This window comes from Pseudomonas sp. 2725 (genome assembly GCF_050434585.1).
Classification (GTDB): Bacteria; Pseudomonadota; Gammaproteobacteria; order Pseudomonadales; family Pseudomonadaceae; genus Aquipseudomonas; species Aquipseudomonas jessenii.
Genome location: NZ_JBNDIV010000002.1, coordinates 121,140 through 134,508, shown reverse-complemented (window position 1 = coordinate 134,508; position 13,369 = coordinate 121,140). Strand labels below are relative to the sequence as shown.

Genomic DNA, 13,369 nt, shown 5'->3' with positions numbered 1-13,369 from the left:
TCAGTCGCAATGGGAGATGTTGAAGTGCGAAACGCTCAACAATCCAGGAGAACAGTCGGCATGGAGCTCAAGGCAAACGCGGCACTGATCATCATCGATCAACAAAAAGGCATCCTGCATCCCAGGCTCGGCCGCAGGAATAATCCAGAGGCCGAAGCGCGCATGCTGGACTTGCTTGGCCATTGGCGATGCACCGCTAGGCCGGTGATCCATGTGCAGCACCTGTCGCGCTCGGAGGACTCGGTATTCTGGCCGCAGCAGTCGGGGGTGGAGTTTCAGGAACGGTTTGAGCCAATGGCCGGTGAACGCTTGATCCAGAAGCAGGTGCCGGATGCGTTTTGTTCGACGGGGCTGGAGGCGCAGTTGCGCGAGGCGGGGATCGGGCAGTTGATCATCGTCGGTGTCGCGACCCACAACTCGGTGGAGTCCACGGCGCGTACCGCGGGCAACCTGGGGTTTGATACGTGGGTGGCCGAGGATGCGTGCTTTACCTTCGACAAGGCTGATTTCTTTGGCCAAGCCCATAGCGCCGAAGTGGTGCATGCGATGTCGCTGGGGAATTTGCACGGTGAGTATGCGACGGTGGTCAGCACCGCATGTGTATTAACGGCTGACTGAAAAACCTGTAGGAGCGAGCTTGCTCCGGGCGGCGTTCCGACGATAGCGGTCTGACTGACACATTGATAGTTGATGTGCTGCCGTCATCGCGAGCAAGCTCGCTCCCACAGGAGAGGATTGCGATTCAACAGGCGAAGCAAGTCTTCGCCCGAAGCATCAAGCGCCGTGGCACTTCTTGAATTTCTTGCCGTTGCCGCATGGGCACGGATCGTTGCGGCCGACGTCTTTCAGGGCATTGCGCACCGGTTCCTGGTGAGCGTGGCCGCAGTTCGGACCGTGGACATGGCCGTGGTCGTGATCATGGTGGTGATGGTCATGATCATGATCGTGATTGCAGTCAGGGCCGTGGACATGGGGTTGCTGGGTCATCGGTGTTGCTCCGGAATTAAATCGGCGGCGATTATCACGCCATTGCGCGTCAGGTGCACGTAGTGGGTGATGAATATACCGGTTTCCAGTTCACCTTCCAGACGATAGGGAATGGGTTGATCGGATTTTTTCAGCAGTTTGGCCAGATCACGGACCTTGGACCACAGGTTGGTGCGGATCGGTACCTTGAAGTAAGCGCTGTGCCTGGGGCTGATGGTGAACCAGTGTTCGTACTCGCCGTCGGCCAGCAGTATGTCGCCCAAGTGAACGCGGTACTCCAGACCGCGCACGGTCAGGTCGCTGTCGTTGGGGTTGTCGATGCGAAAATGCAGGAGGAGTTTCTGTTCCAGCAGTTTGGCGTTGACCACCTCGATCTTCACCAGATGGACCTCGGGGTCCGGCAAGTCGTCGTCGAACCACGAGGCACAGCCGCCGAGTCCCAGTGTCAGGAACAAGGTGAGCAGACAGAGTGCGCAGCGGCGGATGATCATCGTGGTGTTTCTCCCTTGAGCTCCAGTCTAGACCCAAAGGATCGCAGCCTTCGACAGCTCCTGCGTGGTGGTCAGTCATTCCATGTACTAGCTGCTGAAGTACCCCGCACAACACTTCTTGAACTTCTGCCCACTCGCGCACGGGCAAGGATCATTGCGCCCGAGTTTGAGTTGCACGGTCGGGTCGATGAAATACCAGCGCCCGGCGTTCTGTACGAAGGATGAGCGCTCTCGATGACTGTGCTCGCCATTGCTGTCGTGCCAGCGCGCGGTGAAGGTCACGAAAGCGTGTTCAGGCTGGCCGCCCAGCACTTCGGAGCTTTCCACCTCAAGGCCCAGCCACGTACTTTGCGCGCTCCAGTCGCTGATCGATTGACGGTCCAGGCCGGCCTGTTGGGCGGGCAGGGTGGTGGCCACCAGATAGTCGACCAACCCCAGCACATAGGCGCTGTAGCGTGAGCGCATCAAGGTTTGCGCGCACGGCGCCGGGTGTCCGGCATGGTAGTGACCGCAGCAGGCGTCGAGCAGGGTGCCGCTGCCGCAAGGGCAAATGGATGTACTCATTGCATTACCACCAGTATTTCCCGAAGTTTTCCGGATTGGCCCAGAAGCGCGAATTGAGCCAGTCGGGGACTTGTTTGTATTCAAGCAGATCGTAGGTAAACAGGGTCAGGACCTGTTCGTCCCGTTGGAAGCGTTCACTGGCTTGCAGGGCCAGGGAGAAAAAGTCGGTTTCCTGCCAGCCACAGGCCGGCAGATCCGCCAGCACCGCGATGCGGCTGGCGTTGAGGTTGCGGATGCCACCCAGCAGGTTCAGGCCGTCGCGCTTGGGCAGATGCTCCAGGCAATCGACCACCAGGGCCAGGTCGAAACGGCGGGCCGCCAACTCGTCGGGCAACGGCCCGGGGGCGGCGAAAGCGACGCAGCTGTCCGGGTGAGCGAGTTTGAAAGCCTCCAGTGCCGGGAACTCGCTGGCGCCGATCAACAACAGACGTGCTGGGGCATATCGGTCGAGTAGCGCGGCCAGTGCCTGTTGTGGCGTGCGTGAAGAAATACCTGCAGTCATCGAAGATCCTCAATCAGATCTGCCAAGACTAGCCTGCCCTTACGTTCGGGCCTAGAGCGCCTTGGCGACAAAAGCGCCAAGCTGCCGTTAATACGCGAATAAACAGCATGGCCTATTGCTGGCGGAGTTTAAAACTCGGGTCTTTACTACCTGAATCGGTTCTAAGCCGATCCTTCAGGAGAAAACTAGATGAGCATAGTTCGGACAGTATTACCCTTGGTTCTGCTAACCAGTGTCTTGACTGGTTGCGCAGGTTTGCAGAAAACCGACTGGCCGACCTGTGCGGCTGTTGGTGGTGTCGTGGGTGCGGGCCTCGGAGCGACCGAAAGCTCGGCATGGGCAGGGTATGGTGCTCTGCTCGTCGGCGGTACGGCAGCGGCTTATTGCTGGGTGCACGGTGATGGCGACGAAGACGGCGACGGTGTGCCGGATAGTCGCGACAAGTGCCCAGGCACGCCTAAAGGCGTTCAAGTCGATGCCAACGGTTGCCCACCACCTGCGCCTGTGGTCGAAGAAGCGGTTGTGGTCCAGGAAGAAACCATCGTCATTCGCGATGTCCACTTCCAGTTTGATAAAGCCACGCTTACCTCGTCCGACAAACTGGTACTCGACAAGATTGCCACTCGCCTGAAAGCCGAAGCCCCGACTGCTCAACTGACCGTAACCGGCCATACCGACAGCGTGGGTAGCGACGCCTACAACCAGAAACTGTCGGATAAACGCGCCCACTCGGTGGTTGAATACCTCATCGATCAAGGCGTACCTCGCAGCAACTTCGTGTCGGTTGTCGGTGCCGGTGAAAGCCAGCCGGTTGCAGACAACAAAACCGCTGACGGTCGTGCACAGAACCGCCGTACCGAAATCAAAATCCAGCGTTAGGCCCCCCTCGCATCCGCGCCTTGTGCAGTCGCGGATGCGGGTCTTTACTCCTGTGTAACCGGTATTGGCCGGGGACACAGGAGCTTTCAACATGATCGTTCTCACAAGGACCGTCTTGCCGGTTCTGCTACTTGGCAGCCTCTTGACCGGCTGCGCGACCCACAGCGATGGCACCGCCCCCCTCAATCAACGCACCTGGCCAATTTGCAGCCTCATCGGCGGTCTGGTCGGTGGTGGTCTGGGCGCAATCGAGAGTAGTGCCTGGGCCGGGGGTGGGGCGGCGCTGGGTATCTTGTCCGGCGGCTTGATCTGCTATGCCCAGGATGGCGACGAAGATGGCGACGGCGTTTTCGACCGACGCGACCGTTGCGCTGATACCCCTGCCAATACCCCGGTCGACCATCGCGGTTGCGTGGTGCCGCAGTACCCGGACAGCGTCCAGGTCGAGCCTGCGCAATCCGAAGTCATTACTCTGAGCGATGTACTGTTTGTCTTCAATCAATCCGAGCTGACCCCGACGGCGAAGAGTCAACTGGATGCGTTGATGAGCAAGTTCGAGGATGCCGATGTGGTCAGCATCAAGGTGGTCGGCCACACCGACAGTGTCGGTTCGGATGCCTATAACCAGGCCTTGTCGGAGCGGCGTGCCAGCAGCGTGGCGGAATACCTGTTGAGCCAGGGTGTGGCGCCGAACAAAATCACCAGCGAAGGCAAGGGCGAGAGCCAACCGATTGCCGACAACGAAACAGAAGAAGGCCGTGCGAAAAACCGTCGCGTGGAACTGCATATAAACCGCTGAGCCAAGAGATAGAGCCGTCGAGCGACTGGTGTGATCGCTGCGACGGCCGTTCGGCGGCCTCCATGAAGAATTTTCCGTTGCCCTCTGGCTTATCCCGCGTGGAAGCCGTTACTGTGCGCGCAAACAATAATTCTCATCGGGGGCGCGTATGAAATTCATATGGGGACTGGGGCGATTACTGACCTTGCTGTTCTGGGCGGTAGTGCTGGTCAATCTGCTCACACCGTTTGTCTTTCCGCTGCACCCGTTGGTCAACCTGGCCGGCGGCCTGTTGGGGTTCATCCATCTTCTGGAAGCGTTGCTGTGCTATCGCAGCCTTCGAGGTCGCGCCCATCCCTGGCTTGACCGCCTGAAGATCGTCATTTTCGGCGTATTCCACCTGCAAACCATTCCAGCCCCCACCGCTTCGAAGGCTTCCCATGCGTAAACTCTGTCTGCTCGCCGCACTCATCAGCCCATTGGCCTGCGCACAGGTGGTGAGTGTCGAACCCAACTCGCTGATGCGCTTGCCCAACACCGCCAGCGCCCTGCAACTGGAACGTCTGGAAGTGGCCGATTACGGCACCTTGCTGATTCCTTCGAACGTCACCGAAGTCACCGTGGGTGAATTGCATCTGGGGCGTGAAGCGCGCATTGCCATCGTGCCGGGGGAACAGGCGCTGGCGCTGAAGGTCCGTCGCGCTGATTTGTCCGAAGGCAGCCAGATCACCTCCCGTGGCTCACCCGGGACCTACCAGAAGGCCGCTCGATCCGGGCGCAGCCTTGATTTGCAGATCAAGACACTGAACGCAGCGCAATTGACCGTTGATGCTCGCGGTGGTGCGGGTGCACCGGGGTTCGTTGGTCTTGATGGGGGTAACGGCCAGGAACCGGGCTGCACATGGGGTCAGGCCGGTCGCGGTGCCGATGGCAGCGATGGCAGCAATGGTCAGCCGGGAGCACCGGGGGCGCTGGTCAAACTGGCAGTGCCGCACGACTTCCCGGTAGACCGGATCAAGGTTCAGGTGGCTGGCGGCGCCGGTGGCCTGGCCGGCCCGGGCGGCAAACCGGGCGCGGGTGGCAAGGCCAAGGGCTGCCTGATTTACAAGGCCGATGGTGGCAAGAGCGGTAAACCCGGGGCTGATGGTCAGCCTGGGCCTGAAGGTGCCGCTGGTTCGGTGACTGTGCAGCGGTTGTAAGAAGCGCCGAAAGCCCTGTGGCGAGGGGGCTTGTCTGTGGCGAGGGGGCTTGCCCCCGTTGGGCCGCGAAGCGGCCCCATTTCCGGCAATCGCGAAGGTTAGTGGTGTCTGGTTTACGACTGCTTCGCAGCCGAACGGGGGCGAGCCCCCTCGCCACAAAAGTTCGGCAGAATCAAAGCATAGGCCGGGCCGCGGCAATCACCACCAAAGCCAACCCTACCAGCAGATTGATCCCCACCAACTTGCGGATCCGTCCCAGCACCGCTGCACCGGCTGGCCAATCCTGCTCGGCCACGGCGGTGCGCAGTTCCGGCAGCATCAGCGCCTGAATGCGGATGAACAGCGCGGTCATTACCACATACAAGCCCATCATCACCTGCACATAACGCGGCGCGGCTTCAAAACCGTTGAATTGCATGTGCAGCATGCCCACGCCGCTGACTGGCAATAGCACCACCGCCACCCAGACCCAGCGGAAAAAGCCTTGAAACACTTCAACCCACAGCTTCAGCCGGGCAGGGCCTTCAAGTGCCTTGATCGCGGCGGGGCGCAGGACCATCCAGGCGAAAAACATGCCGCCGACCCAGACCAGGGCCGCCAGTAGGTGCAGGCTATAAATGAGGCTAAAAGGTGTCATTGGGTTACTCCGTTCTGCGCGGGATTCATTAGCGGGGTATGATAGCGACCGAACCGAACTACTGAAAATTTATCCAGCGTTTTTTGCGCCCGACAATCCATGATCAGCACTGAACTCAAAACCACGATCCAGGGCGCCTACTCGCGTTTTCTCGAAGCCAAGAGCCTCAAGCCGCGCTACGGCCAACGCCTGATGATCGCCGAAGTCGCCAAGGTCCTGGGTGACATCGACACCGACGACGAAGGCCGGCGCAGTGGCGACCCCGCGATTGTCGCGGTGGAAGCCGGCACCGGTACCGGCAAGACCGTGGCCTACAGCCTGGCGGCGATTCCCACGGCGAAGGCCGCCGGCAAGCGCCTGGTGATCGCCACGGCGACCGTGGCCCTGCAAGAGCAGATCGTCTACAAGGACTTGCCTGACCTGATGCGCAACAGCGGGCTGAATTTCAGCTTCGCCCTGGCCAAGGGACGCGGACGCTACATGTGCCTGTCCAAGCTCGACATGTTGCTCCAGGAAGGCCACGCGCAGACCGCCACCGCTCAGTTGTTCGAAGAAGAAGGTTTCAAGATCGAGGTCGACGAGGCCAGTCAGAAGCTGTTCACCAGCATGATCGAAAAACTCGCCGGCAATAAGTGGGACGGCGACCGCGACAGTTGGTCTACCGCCCTGGAAGACGCCGACTGGGCGCGCCTGACCACCGATCACAGCCAGTGCACCAACCGTCATTGCCCGAACTTCGGCCAGTGCGCCTTCTACAAGGCCCGCGAAGGCATGGGCAAGGTCGACGTGATCGTCACTAACCACGACATGGTACTGGCCGACCTGGCCCTGGGCGGCGGCGCCGTGCTGCCGGACCCGCGCGACACCATCTACGTGTTCGACGAAGGCCATCACCTGCCGGACAAGGCCATCGGCCACTTCGCCCATTACACGCGCCTGCGCTCCACCGCCGACTGGCTGGAAACCACCGCCAAGAACCTCACCAAACTTCTGGCCCAGCACCCATTGCCGGGGGACCTGGGCAAGTTGATCGAGCAGGTGCCGGAACTGGCGCGGGAGATCAAGACCCAGCAGCAGTTCATGTTCACCGCGTGCGAGCAGATTGCCGATTTCAAGCCCGGCGAAGACGTCGAAGGCCGCGAGCGCCCGCGTCACCGATTCGTCGGCGGGGTGATTCCCGAGCACATGCGTGAAATGGGCATCGAGCTGAAGAAAGGCTTCGCACGGCTGACCGATCTGTTCACCCGCCTGACCGAGTTGCTCAAGGAGGGCATGGACGGCGAGGTCAACATTGGCATCGCCAGCAACCAGGCCGAGGAGTGGTATCCGCTGTTCGGCAGCTTGTTGTCGCGTTCTTCCGGCAACTGGGAGTTGTGGACCGCCTTCACCGTCGAAGACCCGGAAGACAACCCGCCCATGGCGCGCTGGCTGACCCTGGCCGAAAGCGGCTCGCTGTTCGATATCGAGGTCAATGCAAGCCCCATCCTCGCGGCGGAAATGCTCCGGCGCAACCTGTGGAACGTGGCGTATGGCTGCCTGGTGACGTCGGCGACCTTGACGGCCCTCGGCACCTTCGATCGCTTTCGCATGCGCGCTGGCCTGCCGAAAAAAGCCGTGACCGCCGTGGTCCCAAGCCCCTTTCATCATGCCGACGCCGGTGTGTTGCGGGTGCCGAACCTGAACGCCGATCCCCGTGATGCAGCGGCGCATACCGCCGCGATCATTCGTGATTTGCCTGAGCTGGTCGAAGGCTCGCGGGGCACGCTGGTGCTGTTTTCCTCGCGCAAACAGATGCAGGACGTGTTCGACGGCCTGGACCGCGACTGGCGCAAGCAAGTGTTCATCCAGGGCAACCTGTCGAAACAGGAAACCCTGAACAAGCACAAGGCGCGGGTCGATGGCGGCGATTCCAGCGTGTTGTTCGGCCTGGCGAGCTTCGCCGAAGGGGTCGACTTGCCCGGCGCCTATTGCGAGCACGTGGTCATTGCCAAGATTCCTTTCTCGGTACCCGATGATCCGGTCGAAGCGGCGCTGGCCGAATGGATCGAAGCCAGGGGCGGTAATCCGTTCATGGAAATCTCCGTGCCGGACGCCTCGCTGAAACTGGTCCAGGCCTGCGGTCGCTTGCTGCGCACCGAAGAAGACCGCGGCACCATCACCTTGCTCGACCGGCGCCTGGTGACCCAGCGCTATGGCAAAGCCATCCTCAATGCGTTGCCGCCGTTCCGTCGAGAAATTTCCTGAATCACCGGTGGGCAGTTTTGCCCACCGCGTTGTCTATCTCTCTGCCATCGCTTTTCCACTGGCCCATTGAAGGTCGTTAGGGAGAATTTCGTTCTCATGATTTGCCGTTCGTTGCCTGCTGTTTTTGCCATGCTGTTCGCAACACCGCTGTTGGCCGCCCCGGCCAGCCAGCAGACGCTGTTCAACTTTGTGCGCCCCGCCGACGTGGTCCAGGTGGCGACTCAGGACGCCAGCCTGCCGCAATCCAACGCCGAGCAAACCCCCGAGGGCGAAGTGCTGCGCCGGGTGACATTCAACCCGGTCGCCCGGCCGACGTTGCGCCTGACCCCGCAAAGCGGCGCCTGGGACTGGTCGCAGTCGGGCGTCATGAGCCTGCGGATCCAGAGCGCCATGAACTGGGCCTTGACCCTGTACGTGACCATCCAGAGCAACGACGGCAAGACACTGGTCAGCCGCGTCGATCTGCCGGCGGGGCCTGCGCAAACCCTGTTGGTGCCTTTGCAAGCGACATCACCGCTGAGCCAGGGCATGAAGGCTGGCCCGCCGATGCCGATGACCGTTGAGGGGCAGCGAGTGTTGCTGGCCAGCAGCGCCGGTGAGCTGGATCGCAGCCGGGTGGTGTCGGTGAGCCTGTCGATGGACCAGCCCAAAGCCGCGCAAAGCATCCTGCTGGAGCGCTTTGGTGTGCAGGACGGTGAATCGATAACCCACGCCGTGTATGGCGGGTTGGTGGATGCCTACGGCCAGTCGACCCGAAACAAATGGCCGGAAAAAATCAGCAGTGACGAACAACTGAAAAGCGCCGCCAGCAAGGAGCAGCAGCAACTGAAAACCTGGCTGGCCGAGCGCGAGAAGTCCTCCCTGGACAAGTTCGGTGGTTTGACCAAAGGCCCGTCCTTCAAGGCCAGTGGCTTTTTCCGCACCGAGAAACGCGATGGACGCTGGTATCTGGTGACGCCGCAAGGCCATCCGTTTTATTCGCTCGGGGTTAACACCGTCGCTGCAGACGTCAACCCGACCTACGTTGCCGGTCGTGAGTGGATGTTCGAATCCCTGCCCAAAGCAGATGACGCACTCGCCAGCCACTACGGCGAAGGCGACAACCGTGGCGGCAACGGTGCCGATCAAGGGCGTGGCTACAATGCCGGTCGCTGGTACGACTTCTACGGTGCCAACCTGCAGCGCCTGTATGGCGACCCGTGTGTTAAGGGCAGCGATACCAAAGCGGGCGTCGCCGCGGCGGCCAAGGCGGATGCAGTTGAGGCGACCGCGGCCAAGGCGGCGGAGCAATCTGTAGTGCCAGCAACTGCCGAGTCTGGTGTCGCCGAAGCGGCCAGGACTGAAGCGACGGTAGCGAAAGCCGCCGAGCAAAAAACCGCCGAACCGTGCAAACCGCTGTTCGACGAGCAACGTTGGGCCAGTCACACCCTTGATCGCTTGCAGGCCTGGGGCTTCAACACCATTGGCAACTGGAGCGCACCCGTATTGGGCGACGCTGATCGCGTGCCCTACACCTTGCCGCTGTCGATCGTCGGCGACTACGCCAGCATCAGCACCGGTACCGACTGGTGGGGCGGCATGCCCGACCCCTTCGACCCGCGTTTCGCCATGGCCACCGAACGTGCCGTGGCCATTGCCGCCCGCGATCATCGTGACGATCCGTGGTTGATCGGTTACTACGCCGACAACGAACTGGCCTGGGCCGGTCCCGGGGATGACCCGAAAGCCCGGTATGCCTTGGCCTACGGCACCTTGAAAATGACCACCGACGTGCCGGCCAAGCGCGCATTCCTCAAGCAGCTGCGTGACAAGTACCGCAATCAGGCTGGCTTGTCGAAAGCCTGGGGCATCGATCTGGCGGCCTGGGAACTGATGGAGGATCCGGGATTCGTGCCGCCGTTGCCAAGCGCCGAGCACCCGGAAATCGAAGCCGACTTCAAATACTTCCAGAAGGTCTTTGCCGACACTTACTTCAAGACCATCTCCGACTCGCTCAAGTGGCACGCACCGAACCAGCTATTGCTCGGCGGCCGTTTCGCCATCAGCACGCCGGAGGCCGTGGAGTCCTGCGCCCAGTATTGCGACGTGTTGAGCTTCAACATGTACACCTTGCAACCCCAGGATGGTTACGACTTCGCCAGGCTGCGCAGTCTCGACAAACCGGTACTGATCACCGAGTTCAATTTCGGCTCGGCTGATCGTGGCCCGTTCTGGGGCGGCGTTACGCCTTTGGTGAAGGAGGAAGACCGCGGTCCGGCGTACGCCAACTTCCTCAAGCAGGCATTGAGCGAGCCGTCGATTGTTGGCGTGCATTGGTTCCAGTACCTCGATCAACCGGTCACCGGGCGCCTGCTTGACGGCGAAAACGGTCACTTCGGGTTGGTGGGCATCACTGATCTGCCGTTCCAGGGTTTTGTCGACAACGTGCGCAAAAGTAACCTGGCGACAGTCGAGCAATTGGGCAAAGAGGCCGAGAAGGCTGCGGCCGCCGCCGACAAAGCCAGCCACGACGCCGAGGGCGGCCGCAAGGCCGACGCCGGCAAGGGGCCGGGGAAGGGTGCTGGCGGGCACTCCGGCAAAGGCCATTAAAAGCTGAAACTCTGTGGCGAGGGGCTTGCCCCCGTTGGGTTGCGTAGCAACCCCAAAATCTCGGCAGCGGCCGAAAAATTTGGGAGCGCTACGCACTCCGACGGGGGCAAGCCCCCTCGCCACAACCGCCCGGCCCAATCCTGTTCCCAAAACCCTCAAGGGCTGGAACAATGCCCGCCACTTTGTAGAGCGTTAATCCGGGGAGTTGCGGGTGCAGATTCAGGGTCATTACGAGCTTAAGTTCGAGGCGGTGCGAGAGGCGTTCGCGGCGCTGTTCGACGATCCCCAGGAACGTGGCGCAGCGTTGTGCATTCAGGTCGGCGGCGAAACCGTCCTCGATCTGTGGGCCGGCACTGCCGACAAGGACGGGAGCGAGGCCTGGCACAGCGACACCATCGCCAATCTGTTCTCCTGCACCAAGACCTTTACCGCCGTCACCGCGCTGCAATTGGTGGCCGAAGGCAAGCTGCAACTGGATGCCCCGGTCGCGCGCTACTGGCCCGAATTTGCCGCTGCCGGCAAAGAGTCCGTCACCTTGCGTCAACTGCTCTGCCATCAGGCCGGCCTTCCGGCATTGCGCGAGTTACTGGCCCCCGAAGCCCTTTACGACTGGCAAACCATGGTCGACGCCCTGGCCGCCGAAACGCCGTGGTGGACGCCGGGCGAAGGCCACGGTTACGCGGCGATCACCTATGGCTGGCTGATCGGCGAATTGCTGCGCCGTGCCGACGGTCGTGGGCCGGGTGAATCCATTGTCGCGCGGGTCGCCAAACCGTTGGGGCTGGACTTCCATGTGGGCTTGGCCGACGAGGAGTTCCATCGCGTGGCCCACATTGCGCGGGGCAAGGGCAATGTCGGCGATGCCGCCGCCCAGCGCCTGCTGCAAGTGACCATGCGTGAGCCAGCGGCCATGACGACCCGGGCGTTCACTAACCCTCCGTCGATCATGACCAGCACCAACAAGCCCGAGTGGCGACGCATGCAACAGCCGGCCGCCAATGGCCATGGCAATGCCCGCAGCCTGGCCGGGTTCTATGCCGGCCTGCTCGACGGCAGCCTGCTGGAAAGCGAAATGCTCGATGAACTGACCCGCGAGCACAGCCTCGGCGAGGACAAGACCTTACTGACCCGGACCCGTTTCGGTCTGGGCTGCATGCTCGATCAACCGGACGTTGCCAATGCCACCTTCGGCCTTGGCCCGCGGGCGTTCGGTCATCCGGGTGCCGGCGGCTCCATCGGTTTTGCCGACCCGGAGCACGACGTGGCTTTCGGATTTGTGACAAATACCCTGGGGCCGTACGTCTTGATGGACCCGCGTGCGCAAAAGCTGGTGCGGGCTCTGGCCACTTGTCTGTAAAAACGGCTATCGGGTTCCAGGGCTGGAACCCGATAACCTTTTCAGTTTCAAAGTGTTTGTTTATACCGGCCAATGTGGCCTGATTTTTTTGACTTCATTCTTGTGGATATCCAATGTCATCCAATAAAACCCTCGCCTTGGCCCTGTGCTTCGCTATTACCGGTTGCGCACAGACTCCACAGAAAGACGTGACGGCACCTGTCGCCAAGACTGAAAGCGGCAGCCACTGGTACTGGCCGTTCAGTTCCGACGACAGTGCCGGCAAGCCTGTGGCCAAGCCGGAGGTGAAACCTGAAGTCAAACCGGTTGCGGTGGCCAAGGCCGGAACCGATAGCGGCAGCAAGTGGTACTGGCCGTTCGGCGGTAGCGAGCAGAGCACCGCCAAGGCTGTGCCGATGCCCGACCCGAAAGTCACCCAGGCCTGGCTTGACGACTATGAACCGCGTCTGCGGGAGGCGGTCAAGGGCAGCAACATGCAACTCGAGCGCCGCGAAAACGTGCTGGTGGTGACTGCGCCGGTCGAAGGCTCGTTCAACCCTGATCGTCCGGCCATGCTGCTGCCGGTCACGCTCGGTCCGTTCACCCGCGTTGCCAAGATCCTTGAAGCCGATCCAAAGACCGCTGTGTTGATCCTCGGCCACAGCGATACGTCCGGCGCTGTGCCTGCCAACGTCAAACTGAGCCAGGAGCGTGCCCAGGCCGTTGCGGCGATTTTCCGTCTCAGTGGTTTGCAGCGTGATCGCTTGATGCTGCGTGGCCTGGGCGGTGATGCGCCGCGTGCCGCCAACGACAGCGTGCAAGGTCGTGCGTTGAACCGTCGCGTGGAACTGCTGGTGACCCCGCAAAACACCATGGTTGCGCTGCTGAGCAAGTACAACATGCCGGCTCCAGCCCCGGTAAGCATGGTTGCTGCCGCGGACGCCAAGCCGGTCGCCAAGCCTGTGACTCCGGCCCCTACGACTAAAAAGGCTGCGGTTCCAGCGGTGAAAAAAGCTCCGGCGAAAAAAGCCCCGGCCAAGAAAACACCTGCGAAAACCGCAACGCCGGCAAAAAAGACCACGCCAGCCAAAGCCTCGACGGCTGACAAGAAAGTCGCCGCCACTGATACTGCAAAGCAGTGATTCGTTAACCAAAAGGAATGC

14 protein-coding genes are annotated in these 13,369 nt (G+C 61.3%); 9 read left to right on the top strand and 5 right to left on the bottom strand.

Annotated elements, in window-relative coordinates:
* The first annotated feature begins 60 nt into the window (after nucleotides 1-60).
* Nucleotides 61-618 (top strand): cysteine hydrolase family protein, encoded by a 558-nt coding sequence (locus ABIE16_RS04950; protein WP_150812934.1) that lies wholly within the window; start codon nucleotides 61-63, stop codon nucleotides 616-618.
* Nucleotides 619-774: 156 nt separating this feature from the next.
* Here the strand turns inward: ABIE16_RS04950 and ABIE16_RS04945 are convergent, their stop codons facing one another.
* The 4 genes from ABIE16_RS04945 to ABIE16_RS04930 all read right to left on the bottom strand — a co-directional run bounded on the left by ABIE16_RS04945 (nucleotide 775) and on the right by ABIE16_RS04930 (nucleotide 2,544).
* The gene (locus ABIE16_RS04945) at nucleotides 775-987 is read right to left on the bottom strand and encodes an SEC-C metal-binding domain-containing protein (protein ID WP_015093814.1); all 213 of its coding nucleotides are present in this window, start codon (nucleotides 985-987) and stop codon (nucleotides 775-777) included.
* Nucleotides 984-1,478 (bottom strand): LEA type 2 family protein, encoded by a 495-nt coding sequence (locus ABIE16_RS04940; protein WP_090453523.1) that lies wholly within the window; start codon nucleotides 1,476-1,478, stop codon nucleotides 984-986. Before ABIE16_RS04940 ends, ABIE16_RS04945 begins: the two co-directional genes overlap by 4 nt.
* 87 nt (nucleotides 1,479-1,565) lie before the next feature.
* Complete coding sequence (locus tag ABIE16_RS04935) at nucleotides 1,566-2,042, bottom strand: YchJ family protein (RefSeq protein ID WP_057716123.1); 477 nt, start codon at nucleotides 2,040-2,042, stop codon at nucleotides 1,566-1,568.
* Nucleotides 2,043-2,046: 4 nt separating this feature from the next.
* Nucleotides 2,047-2,544, bottom strand: a complete 498-nt coding sequence (locus ABIE16_RS04930; RefSeq protein ID WP_090453527.1) for a DUF6231 family protein — start codon at nucleotides 2,542-2,544, stop codon at nucleotides 2,047-2,049.
* Nucleotides 2,545-2,733: 189 nt separating this feature from the next.
* On the opposite strand from ABIE16_RS04930, the gene ABIE16_RS04925 reads away from it, so the two are divergent.
* The 4 genes from ABIE16_RS04925 to ABIE16_RS04910 all read left to right on the top strand — a co-directional run bounded on the left by ABIE16_RS04925 (nucleotide 2,734) and on the right by ABIE16_RS04910 (nucleotide 5,400).
* The gene (locus tag ABIE16_RS04925) at nucleotides 2,734-3,423 is read left to right on the top strand and encodes an OmpA family protein (RefSeq protein WP_090453529.1); all 690 of its coding nucleotides are present in this window, start codon (nucleotides 2,734-2,736) and stop codon (nucleotides 3,421-3,423) included.
* Nucleotides 3,424-3,514: 91 nt separating this feature from the next.
* Nucleotides 3,515-4,222 (top strand): OmpA family protein, encoded by a 708-nt coding sequence (locus ABIE16_RS04920; protein ID WP_218495055.1) that lies wholly within the window; start codon nucleotides 3,515-3,517, stop codon nucleotides 4,220-4,222.
* 148 nt (nucleotides 4,223-4,370) lie between these two features.
* Nucleotides 4,371-4,649 (top strand): DUF1145 domain-containing protein, encoded by a 279-nt coding sequence (locus ABIE16_RS04915; protein WP_057716119.1) that lies wholly within the window; start codon nucleotides 4,371-4,373, stop codon nucleotides 4,647-4,649.
* A complete protein-coding gene (locus tag ABIE16_RS04910) occupies nucleotides 4,642-5,400 on the top strand; it encodes a collagen-like protein (protein ID WP_429520650.1) in 759 nt (252 codons plus the stop codon). The genes ABIE16_RS04915 and ABIE16_RS04910 overlap by 8 nt, the downstream gene beginning before the upstream one ends.
* Nucleotides 5,401-5,572: 172 nt before the next feature.
* On the opposite strand, the gene ABIE16_RS04905 is transcribed toward ABIE16_RS04910, so the two are convergent.
* Nucleotides 5,573-6,037 (bottom strand): CopD family protein, encoded by a 465-nt coding sequence (locus ABIE16_RS04905; protein WP_340316516.1) that lies wholly within the window; start codon nucleotides 6,035-6,037, stop codon nucleotides 5,573-5,575.
* A gap of 99 nt (nucleotides 6,038-6,136) precedes the next feature.
* On the opposite strand from ABIE16_RS04905, the gene dinG reads away from it, so the two are divergent.
* The 4 genes from dinG (at nucleotide 6,137) to ABIE16_RS04885 (ending at nucleotide 13,348) form a co-directional block, all read left to right on the top strand.
* Nucleotides 6,137-8,281 (top strand): ATP-dependent DNA helicase DinG, encoded by a 2,145-nt coding sequence (dinG, locus tag ABIE16_RS04900; RefSeq protein ID WP_007992389.1) that lies wholly within the window; start codon nucleotides 6,137-6,139, stop codon nucleotides 8,279-8,281.
* Nucleotides 8,282-8,377: 96 nt separating this feature from the next.
* A complete protein-coding gene (locus ABIE16_RS04895) occupies nucleotides 8,378-10,870 on the top strand; it encodes a beta-galactosidase (protein WP_429520649.1) in 2,493 nt (830 codons plus the stop codon).
* Between the two features lie 211 nt (nucleotides 10,871-11,081).
* Nucleotides 11,082-12,227, top strand: a complete 1,146-nt coding sequence (locus tag ABIE16_RS04890) for a serine hydrolase domain-containing protein (RefSeq protein ID WP_429520648.1) — start codon at nucleotides 11,082-11,084, stop codon at nucleotides 12,225-12,227.
* A 113-nt stretch (nucleotides 12,228-12,340) separates the two neighbouring features.
* Entirely contained in the window at nucleotides 12,341-13,348 is a 1,008-nt protein-coding gene (locus ABIE16_RS04885) for an OmpA family protein (RefSeq protein ID WP_429520647.1), read from the top strand.
* Nucleotides 13,349-13,369: the final 21 nt, after the last annotated feature.

What these genes read in the sequence shown, in the direction of transcription:
- ABIE16_RS04950 (WP_150812934.1), top strand. Translation starts at nt 61, where the DNA reads ATGGAGCTCAAGGCAAACGCGGCACTGATCATCATCGATCAACAAAAA.
- ABIE16_RS04945 (WP_015093814.1), bottom strand. Translation starts at nt 987, where the DNA reads ATGACCCAGCAACCCCATGTCCACGGCCCTGACTGCAATCACGATCAT.
- ABIE16_RS04940 (WP_090453523.1), bottom strand. Translation starts at nt 1,478, where the DNA reads ATGATCATCCGCCGCTGCGCACTCTGTCTGCTCACCTTGTTCCTGACA.
- ABIE16_RS04935 (WP_057716123.1), bottom strand. Translation starts at nt 2,042, where the DNA reads ATGAGTACATCCATTTGCCCTTGCGGCAGCGGCACCCTGCTCGACGCC.
- ABIE16_RS04930 (WP_090453527.1), bottom strand. Translation starts at nt 2,544, where the DNA reads ATGACTGCAGGTATTTCTTCACGCACGCCACAACAGGCACTGGCCGCG.
- ABIE16_RS04925 (WP_090453529.1), top strand. Translation starts at nt 2,734, where the DNA reads ATGAGCATAGTTCGGACAGTATTACCCTTGGTTCTGCTAACCAGTGTC.
- ABIE16_RS04920 (WP_218495055.1), top strand. Translation starts at nt 3,515, where the DNA reads ATGATCGTTCTCACAAGGACCGTCTTGCCGGTTCTGCTACTTGGCAGC.
- ABIE16_RS04915 (WP_057716119.1), top strand. Translation starts at nt 4,371, where the DNA reads ATGAAATTCATATGGGGACTGGGGCGATTACTGACCTTGCTGTTCTGG.
- ABIE16_RS04910 (WP_429520650.1), top strand. Translation starts at nt 4,642, where the DNA reads ATGCGTAAACTCTGTCTGCTCGCCGCACTCATCAGCCCATTGGCCTGC.
- ABIE16_RS04905 (WP_340316516.1), bottom strand. Translation starts at nt 6,037, where the DNA reads ATGACACCTTTTAGCCTCATTTATAGCCTGCACCTACTGGCGGCCCTG.
- dinG (WP_007992389.1), top strand. Translation starts at nt 6,137, where the DNA reads ATGATCAGCACTGAACTCAAAACCACGATCCAGGGCGCCTACTCGCGT.
- ABIE16_RS04895 (WP_429520649.1), top strand. Translation starts at nt 8,378, where the DNA reads ATGATTTGCCGTTCGTTGCCTGCTGTTTTTGCCATGCTGTTCGCAACA.
- ABIE16_RS04885 (WP_429520647.1), top strand. Translation starts at nt 12,341, where the DNA reads ATGTCATCCAATAAAACCCTCGCCTTGGCCCTGTGCTTCGCTATTACC.